The organism is Acinetobacter genomosp. 15BJ (assembly GCF_000400715.1).
Classification (GTDB): Bacteria; Pseudomonadota; Gammaproteobacteria; order Pseudomonadales; family Moraxellaceae; genus Acinetobacter.
Window position 1 is genome coordinate 1,836,995 of record NZ_KE007347.1, and the last position, 18,589, is coordinate 1,855,583.

14 protein-coding genes, 1 other RNA gene and 1 CRISPR repeat array are annotated in these 18,589 nt (G+C 40.2%); of the genes, 1 reads left to right on the plus strand and 14 read right to left on the minus strand.

The window, feature by feature from the left end:
- Nucleotides 1-6 precede the first annotated feature (6 nt).
- Nucleotides 7-934: a CRISPR direct-repeat array (repeat unit 28 nt; unit sequence GTTCGTCATCGTATAGATGATTTAGAAA).
- Nucleotides 935-1,075: 141 nt separating this feature from the next.
- The 14 genes from F896_RS05720 to F896_RS05660 all read right to left on the minus strand — a co-directional run bounded on the left by F896_RS05720 (nucleotide 1,076) and on the right by F896_RS05660 (nucleotide 17,101).
- Nucleotides 1,076-1,309, minus strand: coding sequence for a helix-turn-helix transcriptional regulator (locus F896_RS05720; protein WP_016164450.1), 234 nt, complete (start codon nucleotides 1,307-1,309; stop codon nucleotides 1,076-1,078).
- A gap of 96 nt (nucleotides 1,310-1,405) precedes the next feature.
- Nucleotides 1,406-2,302: a recombination directionality factor gene (locus F896_RS05715; protein ID WP_016164451.1), complete on the minus strand. Its 897-nt coding sequence runs from the start codon at nucleotides 2,300-2,302 to the stop codon at nucleotides 1,406-1,408.
- A gap of 85 nt (nucleotides 2,303-2,387) precedes the next feature.
- Nucleotides 2,388-3,515, minus strand: a complete 1,128-nt coding sequence (locus F896_RS05710; RefSeq protein ID WP_016164452.1) for a YqaJ viral recombinase family nuclease — start codon at nucleotides 3,513-3,515, stop codon at nucleotides 2,388-2,390.
- Between the two features lie 174 nt (nucleotides 3,516-3,689).
- Nucleotides 3,690-4,745, minus strand: coding sequence for a DUF932 domain-containing protein (locus F896_RS05705; RefSeq protein WP_016164453.1), 1,056 nt, complete (start codon nucleotides 4,743-4,745; stop codon nucleotides 3,690-3,692).
- A 54-nt stretch (nucleotides 4,746-4,799) separates the two neighbouring features.
- Entirely contained in the window at nucleotides 4,800-5,099 is a 300-nt protein-coding gene (locus tag F896_RS05700) for a hypothetical protein (protein ID WP_016164454.1), read from the minus strand.
- A gap of 102 nt (nucleotides 5,100-5,201) precedes the next feature.
- A complete protein-coding gene (locus F896_RS05695) occupies nucleotides 5,202-5,579 on the minus strand; it encodes a hypothetical protein (RefSeq protein WP_016164455.1) in 378 nt (125 codons plus the stop codon).
- 165 nt (nucleotides 5,580-5,744) lie between these two features.
- Nucleotides 5,745-6,911 (minus strand): hypothetical protein, encoded by a 1,167-nt coding sequence (locus tag F896_RS05690; protein ID WP_016164456.1) that lies wholly within the window; start codon nucleotides 6,909-6,911, stop codon nucleotides 5,745-5,747.
- A gap of 654 nt (nucleotides 6,912-7,565) precedes the next feature.
- Complete coding sequence (locus F896_RS05685; RefSeq protein WP_016164457.1) at nucleotides 7,566-8,486, minus strand: hypothetical protein; 921 nt, start codon at nucleotides 8,484-8,486, stop codon at nucleotides 7,566-7,568.
- A 102-nt stretch (nucleotides 8,487-8,588) separates the two neighbouring features.
- Nucleotides 8,589-9,587, minus strand: coding sequence for a hypothetical protein (locus F896_RS05680; protein WP_016164458.1), 999 nt, complete (start codon nucleotides 9,585-9,587; stop codon nucleotides 8,589-8,591).
- Between the two features lie 294 nt (nucleotides 9,588-9,881).
- Nucleotides 9,882-12,341, minus strand: a complete 2,460-nt coding sequence (locus tag F896_RS05675) for a hypothetical protein (RefSeq protein WP_016164459.1) — start codon at nucleotides 12,339-12,341, stop codon at nucleotides 9,882-9,884.
- A gap of 276 nt (nucleotides 12,342-12,617) precedes the next feature.
- Nucleotides 12,618-13,754, minus strand: coding sequence for a tyrosine-type recombinase/integrase (locus tag F896_RS05670; protein ID WP_032882425.1), 1,137 nt, complete (start codon nucleotides 13,752-13,754; stop codon nucleotides 12,618-12,620).
- A gap of 181 nt (nucleotides 13,755-13,935) precedes the next feature.
- Nucleotides 13,936-14,294, minus strand: a transfer-messenger RNA (tmRNA) gene (gene ssrA, locus F896_RS20510).
- A gap of 125 nt (nucleotides 14,295-14,419) precedes the next feature.
- Entirely contained in the window at nucleotides 14,420-15,946 is a 1,527-nt protein-coding gene (locus tag F896_RS05665; RefSeq protein ID WP_005190871.1) for a DHA2 family efflux MFS transporter permease subunit, read from the minus strand.
- A 6-nt stretch (nucleotides 15,947-15,952) separates the two neighbouring features.
- Entirely contained in the window at nucleotides 15,953-17,101 is a 1,149-nt protein-coding gene (locus tag F896_RS05660) for an HlyD family efflux transporter periplasmic adaptor subunit (protein WP_016164461.1), read from the minus strand.
- A gap of 472 nt (nucleotides 17,102-17,573) precedes the next feature.
- Between F896_RS05660 and F896_RS05655 the strand changes: the two genes are divergently transcribed.
- Nucleotides 17,574-18,560, plus strand: a complete 987-nt coding sequence (locus tag F896_RS05655; RefSeq protein ID WP_016164462.1) for an AraC family transcriptional regulator — start codon at nucleotides 17,574-17,576, stop codon at nucleotides 18,558-18,560.
- Nucleotides 18,561-18,589 lie beyond the last annotated feature (29 nt).

Below are 18,589 nucleotides of genomic sequence, written 5' to 3' on the forward strand. Positions count from 1 at the left end.
CTCTATGTTTGTCATCGTATAGATGATTTAGAAATGTAACGGTGCAACTTACTGCAAACGTCCTCCGTTTGTCATCGTATAGATGATTTAGAAAATCACCATGACGATATAATTCAGGGTCTTTGAGTTTGTCATCGTATAGATGATTTAGAAAGAAACTTTAGCAGAACACAGTGAGGGTGCTTTGTTTGTCATCGTATAGATGATTTAGAAAATCTATGGCCGCTGGCTTGGCTCAATTGCAAGGTTTGTCATCGTATAGATGATTTAGAAACTGAACATTATGCGGGTCGTATCAATATCGAAGTTTGTCATCGTATAGATGATTTAGAAACAACACCAGCACCCACGCCAGTTGAGTCATAGGTTCGTCATCGTATAGATGATTTAGAAATCCAGAGCGTAATGATTTCAATGGTATCTTAAGTTCGTCATCGTATAGATGATTTAGAAAAAGAAAAGGCGAATGGCAGACCTATCAGTACCGTTCGTCATCGTATAGATGATTTAGAAATGCAAACTTGCTAGGTAAAATGGATCTAAATCGTTCGTCATCGTATAGATGATTTAGAAAAATCTCTAGGAGTTTACAAGTCTGATTAATTGGTTCGTCATCGTATAGATGATTTAGAAACTAGTGCAGAATCAATTAGAAAGTCACACTTTGTTCGTCATCGTATAGATGATTTAGAAATACATCTATTGCATCAAGCTCAACATTACCCGGTTCGTCATCGTATAGATGATTTAGAAATTTAATGCAGGGGAAGGGTCGTATTCAGCTCTGTTCGTCATCGTGTAGATGATTTAGAAAAACACTGGAACGCAAGGTTCGTCGTTGTGAAAGTTCGTCATCGTGTAGATGATTTAAAAACTGAAATAAACTTTTAAGATGTGGTTTATTCCGTTGCTCATCGCATAGATGATTTAGGAGTTGTTGTTTATTAATGCATGATAAGTGGATGAGATCTACCATTGCTGTACTTTGATTTTCCTATATCTGTGATAGAACTCTAAATTATATTTTTATCAAAAAAATTAATTTAATTGAAAGAAATAGGGAGCCACAGCTCCCTTATTCACGACTAGCTAACTTAGCTTCAATCCATTCATTAATTTCCCAAGCAGACCACCCTATACGTTTTTGAGAGATCGAGACTTTCTTTGGAAACGTTGGATCAAAATAAGGGGAATTTTCATCCATCATTTCATATATTGTTGAACGGCTAACACCAACAAATAATACAACTTGATGTATATTAATTATTTGATTCATCTGAAAAGTTTGACCTGTGATCGACGCATTCATGATGTTTTCTCCTAATCATTGATGCGAGCGCGTAATCGCTCAGATGATAGGCCAGTCCAGTAAAATTTTACGCAGTCCAATGTTGTCCAAGCTCTTCTAGTTCAATGCTTGAACCGACTGCTGCAAACCTTTCTGGATATCCTGCACATGGTCCAGGCTCTGTGTTTGCTGATGCTGCTCTGGTTTAGATGCTTCATTGTAAAACTCCTCAACAATATCCAGCCCCTCTTCACCACCCACCTCAAAAATCGTATTACTATAGCCTTGACGTGCTACATGATCTAAAGCTTCCTGATAAAATCCTGCTGCCTTACTTTGTTCATCGATCTCCTTAGCTGAAGTGATAGCATCATTTAAACTCACATCATCCCTCAAAGTTAAATCCACGTAGTAAATGGGAGTTCGGTAGCTTTGAGTGGTACTTTTCCCCCTCAGAGTGAGTTGCAATGGCAAACATGAAAGCAGGTCACCTGATGCAGCACTGTAATAACGTAACCGTGCCGCTAACGTGCGGATACTGTTAAAACCAGTAGTTCTAAAGATAAATGAACCCAATTCATCGGATTCATCTAAATTTACATAGAGTCTGCCGTAAGGCTTACACTGTCCTCCTTGAGCCAGTGGGCAGAGATCAGGGGATGGACATGTGTGTTGCTCAATGCCATTCTGTCCGAGTCGATGGCAAGTGTCTCCATTACCTGAACAGATTAAGCGTCCTGTTTGTCGGTCAAATAGGCTGTACTCTGCCCGTAGATTCAGTTCAGGATCATTAAAAATCATGCGGACTGGTATGGTTCTGAGTTTCTGGTTTTGTGCATTGGCACGTAGTTGTTCATCCAAGGGATGCTTAATCCACCCATCTTTTCCTTGAATTTGACTGGTAATGGTAAATTGATCATCTTTTTCAGGCAGTCGTTTGCCATTCTTTTCTACAATTTTCCCAATACTAATACGACCCAATATCGGCGGTGTAATTGCAAGGCCTTTAATCATTGTGATTTCCTTTAAATAAAAATTGAACATAAAAAAATCCCATGATTTTTGATCATGGGATTTCCGGTTGTGGATAGATGATGATTTATCCACCGTTTGGATAAATCTGAAATCTTCGTGTTCCTGCTTTGGTTTGTGGAAACTGCTGTAGATATTCAGGATGCTGTTTAAGTAGAGATTTGCTGTCTAGGCTGATCGAGTCCTGTGACTTTTTCCAAGTTACTGAACCACCTGTAAATATCGCTCGCTCAGCTTCTTTCATCATCATTTGTAGTTGATGTTTGAGTTCATCAAAATATTGTTGATGTTGTTCAACTTTGTGTCGCTCCTCTAACAGTTGATTAAATAAGTAGTTGGCTTGTTCATTCTGGGTCAGGTCTTCTACTGTTAATGGAGTCTGCTCTGGGTAGAGCTGTTGCAAGGCCTTGGCTGCTGAGGCAGAGGCATCTACACTTGGTGGAATTCCTGATTCTACACATTGCCAAAAATGGCGTTCGGCATTAATGATGTGCTGAATCACCGTTTCATTACGCGTCACCTTATAGATTTTGGTTTCATGCCCACAGATCAAGGCACAGATATGTGCAGCCTGTTTGCCTGTCACTGCCAGTTGATGCTGAACTTGGCAAAGGACATACAGTGGTACACCATCTCGCCATAGTTTTGATCCATATTCCCCTACAGTTTTACACTCTAATATTTGAACTTCGCCATTGCCCACCACGGCATAATCCAAGTTCGCCAACATAAAGTGTTTGTCTTCATCGGGATGTTGTAGCACTGCATTGACCCGACGTACCTTGTTGTTAGTGTGCATGCTGTAGTATTCAGCCACCAACGGTTCTAGCTGTTTACCCCAGTACAACGGAGCATATCCTGCACTTTCATCCTCAATATTTTGCTGCATCCGACCAGTCTTGATCATCCACAGTTCCAGCATCGACATATAAGGATTCAGTCCACAGGCCGTTGCTGCATCACTACTGCCAATACCTTGTTTTCTGACCTCTAGCCATTCCTGATAATTCATTTGCTTGGTGTTGGCGAGTCTTTTCGCTGTCAGAGCTTTGGTCTTTCGTGGCTGTTTGTTTGGTCGGTCACGTTTGGGGCGAGTTCCCAACTCAACCTGTTGAGTGGGTTGATTTAAGTTTGGTACATAAGGTTGTAAGGGTGGATGACTTATCGTGTTCAGAATCTGAGTATTGCTATTCATTGCAATTATTCCTGTAAGAGTAAAATCGTAAAAACTGAATTTTGAACATAAAAAAGCCGCATCTGAGGGTGCGGCTAAAGGTGTTGCTTTGCTTGTACGGTGTTACAGTTTGCTTAGGCTAATGGAGGTGACTTAAATCAAACTTAATAGATTCGAAGTTTTAGAATGTCTGATCTAAGCCACCATTCGGAGGGCCTGTTCCAAACCTCGTTGCTTGATTGCTGCCCCTGCCCCAAACCAAGCCGAATCAAGTCGATGATCCGTACTCATCGCTCGGCGTTCATGGTCTGTGAATTCAGTAATGGCGCAAAGTAAACCATAGGCCGTATCTTTGGCTGAACTTAGTTCTGCTCCACGTCCATGTCCGTTAAACATGGTCATAACTTTAGACATAGCTCGTCCATTTGGTTCAGTTTTATTGTCTGCTTTACTTACTGAGGTGATGCCTTGATTTGGCATAGCAGCATTTTGATAGAACTGAATAATACTTTCATCCTGTTCCACCGCACTCAAGTTAGTGTTGTTAAATACCGCATCGAAGTAGGCTGCCGCTTCCTGTTGAGTCACCTTACGCTGACTCAGTTGTTTCATTTCATACATGTGTTCATCCCATGCACGAACCGAAATACCGAGTTGCTGTTTGACTTTCTCGGCATCGAACTTGGTACTATGCGGCACTTTAACCACACCTGAATTGCCCTGTTGACCACGTAGAGCAATCGCCAAAGTGTTGTTACACACCACGCGGATAGAAGTAAATTGAGCCGTGGTGGCAAGTGTACCATCACAAGCAGTAGCTAATAGAATATAGCCATTGCTGACATCTTTTCCTTTTAAAGCAGAGCTTTGTCCTGTCTTAGCCAATGCCCAGAATTTCTTACCGCCTTTGAGTACTCCTGCTGTTTCCAGTTCGAAGCCAGATTGTTCAGTCAAGTCTTTGTAGAAGTGTAGGATTTCCATGGGTTGTACTTCCTGAAAGCGTTGGCTGACCACAGATAAAGGCTCATGTGTGTCTGAACGATATAAGACCCGTTGTTCTTGATATGGCAAGATCAGATTTTGTTGTTTGTGGTTTTCGGCCATATAACTGACATCGGAGGATTCAATCCTCCAGTCCATACCAGCCTGCTTTGCCCACACCTCAATCGGTTGGTTTGGAGTGAGTTGATTGCCCAAGCCATGCCAAGGGGTTTGTCCTACAAATGCCATGCTTTCAACTAAATGTGCCATAGGAATAATTCCTCTATAAAAGTGAAGTTGTTTAAAAATAAAATTGAATGAAGCTTAAGCAGCTACAGCAAAATCTTGTCCGCATTGCAGACAGTAGTAATGTTGAGCAGATTTATAATACCGATAGAAATAATGCTGACTGACCATGACTAGTGTTCCACCGACCACCACTCCAATCAGCCCACCGATATAAGGGGGAATACCTGCTTCTTTTGCCAGTTTGATACCGAGTGCGGCCATTGCGGATGGTGAAAATGCATCGAGGATCTTTTCAAAATACTGTGGGCCATTCGGTTGGGATTCTCTAAGAATCACCTGTTCAGAATGGCAATAAGGACAATGTACGGTGCTCATCACGAAAGTCCTGTAAGTAGATATGAATGTTTGAAACTTTTGATTCAGGCATAAAAAAACCATGCCTCTTGGGGCATGGTTGATGTATATGCTCTCGGTGTCTTACTTAAAGCTATAACTTGCTGCACCTTGATCAGTCTCAATATCGACCTTCACCACAGCATCGTAAGAACATCTGAGGTAAAGCTGTAGAGACTGTCCAATCTGGAAATAGGCAGGCAGCTTGATCGGATCATTGTATCGACCTGTATAACTACAATGTCCGTTATTCACATCAACCTTATTTAAGGTAATCGGTTCAGAGTCCAGTGAACGGAGGGTTAAAATCACATAGGTTCGGTTATATAAACCTCCTTCGCTATATTCAGTATTGAGATTGACTTCCATGCGATCGGGATTGAAGCCTGACGTACCACAGCCTAATAAGGTCAACGGTAGTGTGATAGCAGCAGAGAGCATTAATTTTTTAAGTATATTCACAACAATATTTCCTTTATTGGATTTACCTTGATTTGATATTGAGCAGCACCAAACATTTTGGTGTTGTGGCTTCGTGCTCATGCTTCATAGAGGTAATATGTATTTGAAATTTCTTTATTTTGATAAAATTCTCATTCCAATTTTTGCTTGAGCAGACCATTCCCTTTATAAGGCACTACTTTCCTGCTCAGGCTCAGATACAACTTGTTCTTGTTCCTGTTGCTTCTGATATTTCTTGATCAACTCTTCAGGTGAGAGGTAGTTTTCTAATCCAAATTTGAAATTCCAAAGTGGAGACTTAAGTAAATCCTTAAACGGTGTAGCCTCTAACTTTTCAGTGATTTCAGGACTGGCTGGCAGTGCATGCATGACACTTTTTTGCTTAAACTCAAGTGGTTTAAATACAGGGGTAATATTCGCCCTCATTTCTACGGGGTCACCGCTTCTGTTGGCTTTGCTAATTTGATTGAAGTAGAAAAATACGCCTTCAAAATTTAACTTATTGTCATGGAAGTTAAAAACATAGCCCATCTTGAGTAATGTGAGGTTTTCAACAATCAATTTGGCTAATTCAGGCTGGGCTTTAATCAGGATTTTGGAGACCACGATTGAACTACCATTTTTATCTTCTTGTTCTAAATCTAGAGATAATTGCTCTGTATCAGGATCATAGTGATAAGCACGATTAGATAGCGCAAGGCTAATATCTTCTACACTTCGGTTCAGTGCTTTCTGTAAAAGCTCCACGTCATAATCAATTGCGTTATTTTCAGCGTCTCGTTGAGCCTGTTTGACTCGATTGTCATAGTCCTGCGTTTTTTCAAATTCCTGCTTAGGCTGAATGTTCGGTGACTTTAAATAGCGTACATAGTTGATAGCTAGATTATTGGCATATTTAAAGTATTCATCGGTACTCAAATCGAGTAATACATTATTTTCCTCTGTATCTCGATCCTTGTCTCCAATCACAAAAATCTGATCTCGATTTAGATTAAGTAAGCTTTTGACTCGTTCGTAGTCTTTCAGAAATGAAAAATCATTGACCACATTCGGAGTTTCTGAGAAGTCCAGAGACTCCCACTGCTTTGGATAAAAGATTTTAGGATCAGGAAAAAGTACTTTGGATTCTGCTTGCTGCCAACTTTGGTCTGGACTCAATTTGTCTTTGGCAACAATAATGGCTGATTTTTCATTGATCGCATTAAGGCTCACAGTATTTTCTTGAGTTTGGCTTTCTACCGCTTGATTGTTCTCGTGCTTATCTTTACTTGAACATGCTGCCAAGCTGACCAATAAGATACATAGAGATAGATACTTTAGTTTCGTTGTCATGGTGAATCATTCTCTTTTATTTTGAATGAACGCTCGCCATCTTTAAGGCTATCGCGCCAATCCTTGTTTGATTCTTTATTGGAGTGCTGTGTTTTATTCAGGCGTGAATATTCATAGGGAAATGAACTTTCCACGGCTGATCAGTAAAATGATCCAAGCACACAGTCAAACAGAGGATGCTCATCCTTTATTTGTTTACCCCAGATAAAATTATTGTTTTGCGTATGCTGTTATTAGTCTAGCGATGACAATGACACACAGCACTGAGGTATGTAGAGGAACGGGAAATTAAGAATTGTAGACGCATGGGCGACTCCTTTGTTTATTAAAGAAGTTCTACCTAATCACTGTCAATTGATTATGGTGGTAGAACGAAAGAGGGTTGACAGACTGGTAAACAAAGAAACCAGCACGCGCAAGCGCGTCCCCCTAACGTCCTACCATAAAGAGAAAGGGGGACGAACGGGTTCACAGCACATAAAAGAGAACTTTTATCTACTGTCTTTGTTATTTCGAGTCTGTCAAAACCCGCTGACGATGTAGGTCAGCATCGAAAGGATAGCCCCCACTCTGTCTGCCGTCAAGCAGACAAAGCTGAGCGAATTGATTGATGTTGATTTGATAAGCAGTGTATCCATTGATTAAAAGATACTTTTAAAAATTAAAGCCTTTGACTGGCTTAGCTAAGAATTGTTGAAATTTTCGAGGGCGTACTCTTAACCGTGTCGCCTTATCATCTACACTGTAAAACTCATTTCGTCTCATTCCTTCTAGATCATCACGAATATCATCCATTCCCTCAAATAAGGTAAGGAAGCTATCATCTCGTTCTTCCCATGGTAAATCCGAATTTGAATCGAGCACCAAACCATTGCCATGGGTTACTGTCAGCCATTCCTGATTGAGTTGCTGACAAAGCATTTCTGTTTGTTTTAGCACGTTACCGTTAAACGTCAGAAAGTAAGCACACACATACTGATTCGTTTCAGGGATGCGTAATACTTTGCGATAAAGAAATAAACAACCATTTTGAATCAAAGCACTATTCTGAATCCTTTTTTCAAAAAGACTTACATGCTGAGCAACGTCGCAAATCGAGACTAAAGGGATTTGATCCGCCTGATAGGTGAAATAGCATTTCAGCGTATTGAGATGATGTTGATGTATGGTAATTGCTTCATACTGCTCAACACATTTACGAATACGTTTTGCGTGCTCTTCGTTATCTTTATTTATCGTTTCTAAGAATTGGACACTGGTATATACCACCCGTAACTTTTCCAGCAATAATGCAATGAAAACTTTGATCTGCTCAACATCTTCACTAGGTAGGTACACAAGTTTGAGATCACACAACGTTGCGTGATAACAATAGGCTAGAATTGAAATCCACAGATCGAATTCCAATTCTTTGTAGTGCATCAATGGTTTCCAATCAGGCAATGTAGCTAAAAAAACCTCATGCCAATATTGCATATCTAACGCTGACTTCTCAAAACGCGCTTGTTGATAGAACTCTTGTAGATTTTGTTCTAAACGAGTGGCATGTTGATGTTCGACTTCGTAAAAGCTCATTGCAAAAACTCCTATGCGATTTAATTGCATAGGAAGGTGTTTGGCGTATTTTTTAATTTTTCTTGATTCTGACCATCACTCAGCCTAGTGACTAGAAGCGACTTACTTCACCTTGTTATACCTAAAGTGGCTACAGGCATAGGCTTCAAAACCACGTGGCTTAATACGCAAATATTGATGCTCACTGTCGATCCCTATTTTGGTGAGGTATGGAGCCACATAATTGAACAATATATTCATACGCCCTGTATCTGCCCGATCAATGACCTGACCATTGATGTGCTGCTGAATAGGATAACGAATGTTCTCTTTGCGTTGGACGGATAAATAACCCTTACCCTCAGTAACCCGATGCCAAATATTTGCAGCCCCTTGATGGAATCGATAAGGGGTTTGTAAATGTTTCCCATCAAGGATCACCATAAAATGAATATGGAAATGTCCGCATTCTTTGCCTTGCTCAACCACTCTTGCATAGAACAAAATCTCTAAATCAACTTTATCTCGATCTTGCTCAGTCAGTACATAGTGTTCAGGTTTATGTATCTCTTTGACAAATTGCTCAAGATGAGTCCTGAGATCAAGACTGCTCACTGAATCTTCATAAGCTTTAAGATAGTACAACTCAAAACGAAACGGTAATAATCTGGACTTACGCGCTGAAAGTTCTCGTAGCTTCTCAACAATGACCTTCCTTCTTTGCTTTGCTTGATAAACACGGTCAGACTTAATGCGACTGTATGAAGAGGAAAATAACTTAGTGGCAAAGTTAAAGATTATCTCCTGCATCGCACTTAATGGACGAGAAAGTAGTACGATATTTCGATCCTGTTCAGGGTACTGTTCAAAGTAGTCGGCTACGCAATTGGCAAACATTGTAATACGTGGGCAATACTCTCGATCAGGCAAATTCAGTAACCATAACCATTCATTTCGCTGTCCAATAATTTCTTCAATCCACGATGTATTAGAAAGAAATCGTACCAAGTCTTTATGATTCCAGCGCTTAGCACCATGCCGAGCTAAGTCCTTCTCGAAACGACATAACAAGTAATCGAACCAAAAAGAAATATCTGATTCAGAATAATCTTGATTAAACACTTCACTCTCCTATGACATGTTGAAGTCATAGGAGGAGAACTTCTCTAATTTTTTACATTACGAATGGGGTCATAGTGCTAGGCCGAGTGACGATCTCTGTCATCTGGTAATAGCTGTATCAGGATCAGTAGGTTCGTCTCTAACAATACTAAGCTCTTATAATAATTAGATTATCTATGTAGATTACTTATATATCATAAATATATACACCATATGCAATGAACCCAAAGCCGTAAAAATATACGGCATCGCGCTTATATTATGATGAAAAACCATGATTTGAGTTTAAATTTTTTAGCTGAGATTTTTTGCTTTCACTCGTCCCTTGTAGTTTGATGATCCCTTGATTGCGCGCTTGATTTCACCATCAAGTAATATCTTCAGGTATAACGGCTTTTGACTAACATAATGGAACCATGCATCAATCGTGGCTTTTTCTTCCCCTTGCATAAGCCCTGCTTTAAGTTTTCTGATAACTAAAGTTGAAAAACGATCTTCCGTTTGTGTTATTGAGACTTGATCATCACTTTCAGTTTGGGTGTCGTTATATTTTTTGCATACAAATTCTAACTTTTGCATAAAGTGCTGAATGAAATCCATCTTCATAGCAATATCACGTTTAGAGACCGAAAATAGAAAAGTAATGTTAGCCGAGTTGATTTGAGCAGCATGACCCAATATGTCCCAACACCCCAAATATGCTAGAAGTTGTATCGACGTATCCTTATTCAGTTTATCAATGGCCGTTTTAAAAATATGATCAATGGTCTTAAAATTTGATGCAAGATGGGCACATTGCACTTTACAGGAAATAAAAATATTTTCCCCAGCAAATGCCTTTTTTTGTGTCCAATAAGTTTCGTACTGACTCTTGGCCCGACTTGCCTGTTCCTGATTTGATTTTATCAATGCGCTTAAGGTTTTTGCTTTCTTACCACTTTGGTGTAGCGTTTCGATATACTGATTCAAACTAGGGAGAACATGATTTTTAAATTCAGCAATTCGGTTCTGTCCCAAATAGTGTCTTAAATCGTTTGTAAAATTGCTTAAGGGCTGATCAAGCAGTTGCCGAATATCAGCACAAAGTCGTATCAATTGTGGGTCTGAGGATTTAGAAAATTCCTGATAATTAAGCTCAACTTGAATCTTACATAAAGCGATAGACGCAATTAAAACAGATGGACTAAAAACCAAACCATAACAGCTGAGCAATCGTTCTAGCAACCGTTTTGACCCATCAACCTTTTGAAAAAGTATCATATACAACTTTTGTAAGTCAGTACCTCGATCATATTTCTTTGACTTAGCAGAGGTGTTATCAGGATTTATAGGCAGTTGTTTCCACTTTCCTAATAAATATACAAATGCTTCCAATTCCATTAAATACTGCCATACCTGCGGATCTATCTGCGGATATCGATCTAGTAAGTTCCCATAAATAAACTCAATATTCTTTATAGATTTTTCTTCTATCGTTCTAAGCTTGATGTACTTAAAATATTTCCACAAACCAAATTCAAATTTTTCTACGATAGGTTCAGGTCGATTTCTTGGTTTTTTTGGGGGCTTGGTGTTTTGCTTTATGGTCTGTGGTTTATATATAAGCCCCTCATTTTCAGAATAAAAAAACTTCTTACATTCTTTGCCTGCAATCCACAACTCAAACAGTGATGAAGAGTTAATGACATAATTTAAAGTTGTCCTGATGAAAAAATTATATTTCTCGGTATCTTTAGCTATGACACCAGACCTGACGTTATGTATGATACGTTCACAATAAGGCTTATACACCAACTCTCGATATTTATTTCTTTGAATTTCTTGAGTTGAATACTCTTTCCCATCGTAAAAGCGAGTGTTTTGCTCATAAGGTCGGAGATTGAGGTATGTCTTTTCCCATATTTTTTCTACCTCATTCTTTATACTATCCATAGATTCTGTTTTTTGGTTTTTGAAGACAAATATGCCAAATACAGAAAAATCATAGTGTGAACCAAAATCAAGTTTTAAAAAGCTCGTAAGTATTCGTTCATTACTTTTAATCTCATTTCTAAAAAAGTTTAGATGATGAAGGCTCCTCTCGTTAGCCCATTCTAGTTGCGTACCATTTATTCTTATTGGATCTATTGGGGATTCTAAACAATAGCCAAGTTTTAAACATAAAACCTTTACTTTATTCGATTCGTTATAGGATTGATCAAATCTTTCCTTGAAGTACTCAAGATTCCGATACATTTCTAGCCAAGTGTCATCCAGCATCACTGGAAAATTATTGAGCCATTGCCTAATTAATATCTCCTCACTCCCATCAAAAGCGTATCTATGCATCCAAAACCTTGATAAGTTTTGTGCAAGAACATTGAAAAAAATCCGCCAATTTTTAGGTAAAAGAATAAGCGCATTAACTTGGGGATAGCGTGTACTGAATGGATGAAATCCGAAGATTGAATCATCTGCTCTAGACGGATTTGTTGAAAGTATTTGTTGGTAATGTTGCTTGATATAATCCAATTGAGCAACATCATTACGTTCTGGATCAAATAATTTTTTAATAAAATCTATTAAATGTTTTTGTCTTTTATCTGGTATTTCCTCACCAAACTGTCGGCGTAAGGCAAGTTCATAAAATGCATCCAATGCAAAAATAACTTCAGAGTTGACCTCCCTCCCATGTAGCTGAAGGAAGATTCTCAAAACCTCAGCAATGTCTCTGATTCTTCTATCCACGTCAATTTTAGTAAGTTCCATACCCATAAATCAGCCATTTTTATTCTATAAGCTATATACTACATAAATCTTGTTTATAAAAAACACACCTATTTTCACTTAGTCAAAATTATAAAATAAAAAAGGTGATTTTGAGGATAAAGCACGGTATAAAACAAGATAATGATAATCATTAATAAATGATAAAAGTTTAAAAAACTAAGGCCGAGAAATTTTAGGCAGAAAAAAAGCCTAAACAAAAATCAGAGAAGATTTTTTGCTTAGGCTATATTTTTAAAATATTATTGCATTATTCACATAGTTTTAAGCTAGCCATTTTTTTACCTGCTCTCCATACCACTCCATTATCTTCACTCGCTCTTCCCAATACTGTGCTCGGTTATAAGCAGCACGAATACGATTTTGAGGTACATGTGCAAGCTGACGTTCAATCGCATCAGGATTGAATAAATTAGATTCATTCACCACGGTACTAAATAAAGATCTAAATCCATGTGTAGTCATTCGTCCAGCATAGCCTGAACGTTTAATTACAGCCAAGATTGACTCGCTGCGCATAGCTTGATTGTTATTTAGTCGGTGTGGAAATAACAGATCTTGATTATGTGTCAGACGCAATGCCTGAAGCTCATCGATCATCATGTCTGTTAAGGGTACACGATGGGGTAAACCGTTCTTCATACGCTCAGCAGGGATGTCCCATTTACGCTCATCTAGATCAAATTCATCCCAATGCGCTTGCAGTAATTCACTTACTCGAACGCCAGTAAGCATGATCAGAATAATTGCATGATGGGTTTGAGCATCTGCTGGATAGGTTTTGATGCGTCTAAGGAATTCAGGCATTTCGCTTTCTGATAATGAAGCTAAGTTCTTCACTTTTTTATTCTTGAGTGCATAGACCAAATCACTTGCTGGATTATCGTATCTATAGCCATGAGCTATGGCATATTTCATAACCATACCACAACGTGACAAAGTACGCTTAGCCACCTCTAATGAGCCTCTAGCTTCGATCTTTTTGATTATCTGCAATATATCAGGTGCTTGAATTTGATTAATACGTTTATTGGCCAGAGCAATATAAAGCTCATCTAAAGATGCTCGCACATTACTGATATGTTTGGATGACCAAGTCTCTCTTTGGTTCTCAAACCAGTCTTCAGCCACCTCTTTAAAAAGTGGTTTTAACTCATCAACCGCCTCTACACGAGAAAATTTATATTTTATATCTAAAGCAATTTCACGAGCTTTTTTCAAACTTAGTTCAGGATACTGCCCTAATGCTTTAGATTTTCTTTGCCCATCAACCGTAAGTCGAAGCGCCCAATATTTACCCCCTTTGGGATCAATGATGAGTGACAACCCATTAGAATCTGATAATCGATATTGCTTTTCTTTAGGTAATGCCTTTTTGCATTCCACATCAGTTAGCGCCATTTTTCCTGCCCCACTCATTTTGAATCTTGTGGGTCAAATTGTCCCAATTTTGACCCTTAAAAGGCAAAAATAAGGTCAAATCAAGTCGGATGATATCGGACAAACAAGCAAATAAAAAAGCCTTTAAGTATTGAACTTAAAGGCTTTTTCACATCGGATCGAACAATCCCGAATAATATTTTGGTGGAGATGGCGGGAGTCGAACCCGCGTCCGCCAGCACTACGCTCGAGAATACTACATGCTTAGATATCGTCTACTGTTTTAACTCTTTGTGACCCGACGAACAGGGTACAAATCGCGATCCTCTAAGTTTAGTACAAAGCCCCGAGGCTTGGCTTTATACGGACTTGTGTGCGTGCGCTTCAGTCGGACTCTCTAACCACAAGTATTCAGAGAGGCGGACAAGCTGCCCTTAGGCAGCTAGAGCGTATGATTCGTCGTTTGCGACTAAAAAATGCAAATTTGATTTACGAGAGGAAATGCGCTCTCGGCATGCATCTATGAGTTTCATCACCAGCGTCGAAGCCAGGAACATCCCCAAAGTACTGCACAATCATAGCATAAATGACTAGAATTTAAATGTTAATTTCTAAGCATCGAGCAAAATATGCGCTTATAAGCCTATATTGTTGCGAAACTTGCATTTTCAAGTCCCGCATTCAGGTTAATGTGGTGCAGGCCCACCAGCCACAGGTTTCGGCTTTGGACTCATCCAAATCAAAGCACTGGCAAACACAAACACTATCGCCAACAACATAAATACATGATTGGCAGACATGGTAATCGCCTCTTTATCCACCAGATTAGCAATCGTTGCTAAAGTCGCATCAGAAGAGAATCCATTCTGTAATAAGGTATTTTGTACTTCTTGTGGATGTAAGTTATTCACCATTTCACTGCGTGCCACTTTGGCATGATCATCCCAGATCGTCACGGCAATTGAAGCGCCAATCGCCCCTGCCATGGTTCTCAAGAAGTTCATCAAGCCTGCAGCCGATGCCATTTCCTGTGGCAAAACAGAGCCCATTGCAATATTTGACAATGGTATAAAGAAGAATGGCACCGCAAAACCTTGCAAGATTTGTGGCCAAGCTAAAGACATAAAGTCTGCATCGGTGACCCAGAAGGCACGCATTAAAGTCACAACACCCAACAACGCCAAACCAAAACTAGCCAGTGCACGCGGGTCGTATTTGGTCGACAGCTTCGCCACAATTGGCGACATGGTCAGGCTACCGAAGCCCATAGTCGCGGTGAGATAACCTGCCCATGTAGCGGTATAGCCCAAATTGATCTGCAGCCACTGTGGAATCAGTACAATACTGCCAAAGAAGGAACCAAAACCAAAGGCCAGCGCCAATACTGACACGGCGAAGCCCCGATGTCGGAACACATACAAATTGACCACGGGATGCTTTTCGGTCAGCTCCCAGATCATAAATACAATAAAGCCAACTACAGCAATCAAAGCCAGCATGATAATACTGCTGCTATTAAACCAGTCGCGTTCGTGTCCCAGATCGAGCATCAATTGTAGTGCGCCAATCCAAAGTACTAACAGGCCTAGACCAATTGCATCAATCCGCAGTTTTTCCGTTTTGGTTTCAGCCACAGACAACAACCGTATCGCGGCTAAAACACAGAAAATACCCACAGGAATATTGATAAAGAAAATCCAGTGCCAAGATAGATTGTCACTGATGAGTCCACCAAGGATCGGTCCAAGAATTGGTCCAATCACCGTGGTCATCGCCCAGAGCCCCATCGCTTGTGCATGCTTTTCAGGTGGGAAAATCCGCATCAATAGCGTTTGGCTCAGTGGCATCAATGGCCCGCCACAAAGACCTTGTCCAATACGGAAAAACACCAGCATTTCCAAGGAAGTCGCTAGACCACACAGGAAAGAAAAGATGGTAAAGCCAATCAGACCAAAAACAAACACGCGGACTGTGCCAAAGCGTCCTGCGAGCCACCCTGTTAAAGGTACGCAAATCGCTTCTGCAACGGCATAAGAAGTAATGACCCATGTGCCTTGAGAACTAGAAACAGCAAGGTTCCCTGTAATATGAGGCACAGACACGTTGGCAATGGTGGTATCCAGTACCACCATAAAATTTGAAAGGGCGATCACAAACGCGGCAAGTAGTAAGCGCCCGCCACTAAGTTCTGCAAATGGATTTTGCGTTTTCATGGCTGATTACTTCGATGCGAGATCAATATCCGCTTGCATCGACAACCCAACACGCAATGGATGTTCTGCAAGTTCTTTCGGATCAAGGCTGATACGCACAGGTAAACGCTGTACCACTTTAATCCAGTTCCCTGTGGCATTTTGCGCAGGAATCAAGGCAAATGCTGCACCTGTACCGCCTGAGAAACCTTGTACTGTACCGTGATAAACCACGTCATCACCATATAAGTCAGAGCGTAAAGTCACTTTCTGCCCTGCTTTGACTTTCGCCAATTGGCTTTCTTTGTAGTTGGCATCGACATACAGTGCAGAGACAGGCACCACCGACATCATCACTGTGCCAGGCGCAACCCGTTGCCCAATCTGAATATTACGGCGCACGATGACACCATCAACAGGCGCACGAATCACTGTACGTTCTAAATCCAATGCCGCTTGTTCCACATGCGCTTTTGCAACTAAAACGTCAGGAGTAGATGCTTCATTGACGCCTTGAATCAAGGCTTCGTTAGCAGCATAGGTACTTTCAGCCGCTTTACGGCTTGAGGTCGCTTGTGCCAATCCTGCTTGAGCCAAATCCAGACTTGCTTTTGCCGTCGAAACCGCACTTTGTGCCTTGCTTAATTCCTCTTTGGAAATTGCACCCGATGCAGCCAGTTCATTACGACGATTCAATTCCAATGCAGCACGATCATAATCGGCTTGAGCTTTGGTCACTTGTGCCTGTGCACTGGTGATTTCATCATTACGAACGACAACCTGAGAATTTAAAGAGCTGCTATTGGCTTGGCTTTGCTTGTATTGACGTTGCGCTTTAGCAAGTTCTGCCTGTGCCTGTGCCAGTTGAATCTTGGCATCACGTTCATCAATACGTACCAATACATCGCCTTGTTTGACCTGTTGGGTCTCTTTGACCAATACTTCAGCCACTTGCCCACTGACCATTGAGGTAATTTGTGCAGTTTCTGCGCCGACATAAGCATTGTCTGTACTGACCGAATGATTAAAGAATAACGCCCAAATGCCATACAGAATTGCAGCGAGAATCAGAATGAGTGCGAAAAATCCAAGGAATTTTTTACGTTTTGCTTTCATTGCATCATCTGATGCCGAATCTGAAGCAGCATCCTGTAGGTTGGCTTGAGCGTCAGTCATAAGTTATTCCTGAAAATTAAAGAGATTTTTAACTTTTGGTTTAATCAGCCGATCAGTTTAATTTTGAAAACTTAACTGAATGTTAAAAAACCAAAAAATGAAAAATAAGAAAAAAACCATTTCGCATTTTAACGGCAAAAAATCATATCGCGAGAATAAAAAAAATAACTGATGCGTTCAATTCTTATAAATTGATATTTTAATGCTGATAAGCAACTTAAAGTTTGCATTCTAAGCGAGTGATCTTCGTAATCCCCTCTAATACAACGATGCTTAACATACCTATAAAGCATGAAGATATATGTGGAATAAGCTTGTGTATTTGGCTGAATTTGTTCTAATGAACTTAGCTGAAAGAATATTTTTGCGTGGCAATTTATTTTTCCTCACGAGAAAAGCACGGTCATTTATGGATCAGAATGGCATTTTTCTTGCTGCTAAAACAACAAACACTTAGCTAGGTGAAAGGACGATGACATCACTCAGCCAAAATATGGATCTTATCCATCATTCTCATCAGGCCGATTTTGCTCAAGATCTGATGTCAATGATCTGTGGTGAACACCGCTTGGATACCCTATGTCGAGAAACACTCGATTTTCATTATGACGGGATTCGTTTACCGCATAAAAAAATGGCGATCGGAACCATTAGCTATGGCGCCAATGTCGCCATCAATATTGCCAACCTAAAAGCCTATAGCATCAGCCTGCCCTTTCATGGCAAACAAACACTCAGTATCCGTGGCGCAAAATACCAATCCGATGCACAAACTGGTTTGATTGTCTCCAATCAGGACTTACAGGATTTGGTCATCAATCAGGACTGTCAAAAATTTCAGGTGGTGATTCCTGAAAATAGCCTGCAACTGGTACTGTCTGAACTATTGAATCAACCGATTGAAGAAGCCATCGTATTTAACCCTGAAATCTCCTTGTCGATGACTGGCTTGATGCAGGCATGGTGGCACAATATTGAAAATTTCTTGCAGTTGAAATCGCATTATGCCGACTTTTCTGGCCTACCCATGTTTTCCGAAGACTATGAAAATTTTGTGATTAAGGCCCTGCTGCTGTCTCAGGAAAATAATTATTCTGCGGCGCTGCATGAACGCTGCAACCGAGCTGAGCCAGCCTATCTGCGCAAAGTAAAAAACTTTATCATTCAGCATGCCCATGAAGCCTTCAATGCCGAAAGCCTGCACCTCTTGGCAGGTGTGTCTAAATCCAAACTCTATGCCGAGTTTCAGCAGTATTATGGCCTGAGTCCGATGGCCTATCTGCGTAAATATCGCCTACAACAAATTTATAAAATATTAAGCAATGCCACCAAGCATCAAAAGATTTCCATCTCCAAACTTGCCTATGACTGGGGCTTTAATCACCTCAGCCGTTTCGCTCAGGAATATAAAGATGAGTTTGGGGAAAAGCCGAGCGAAACCCGAAATAAACATGAGTGAACATTCTTAAATAAAAAAGCCCAGTCAAC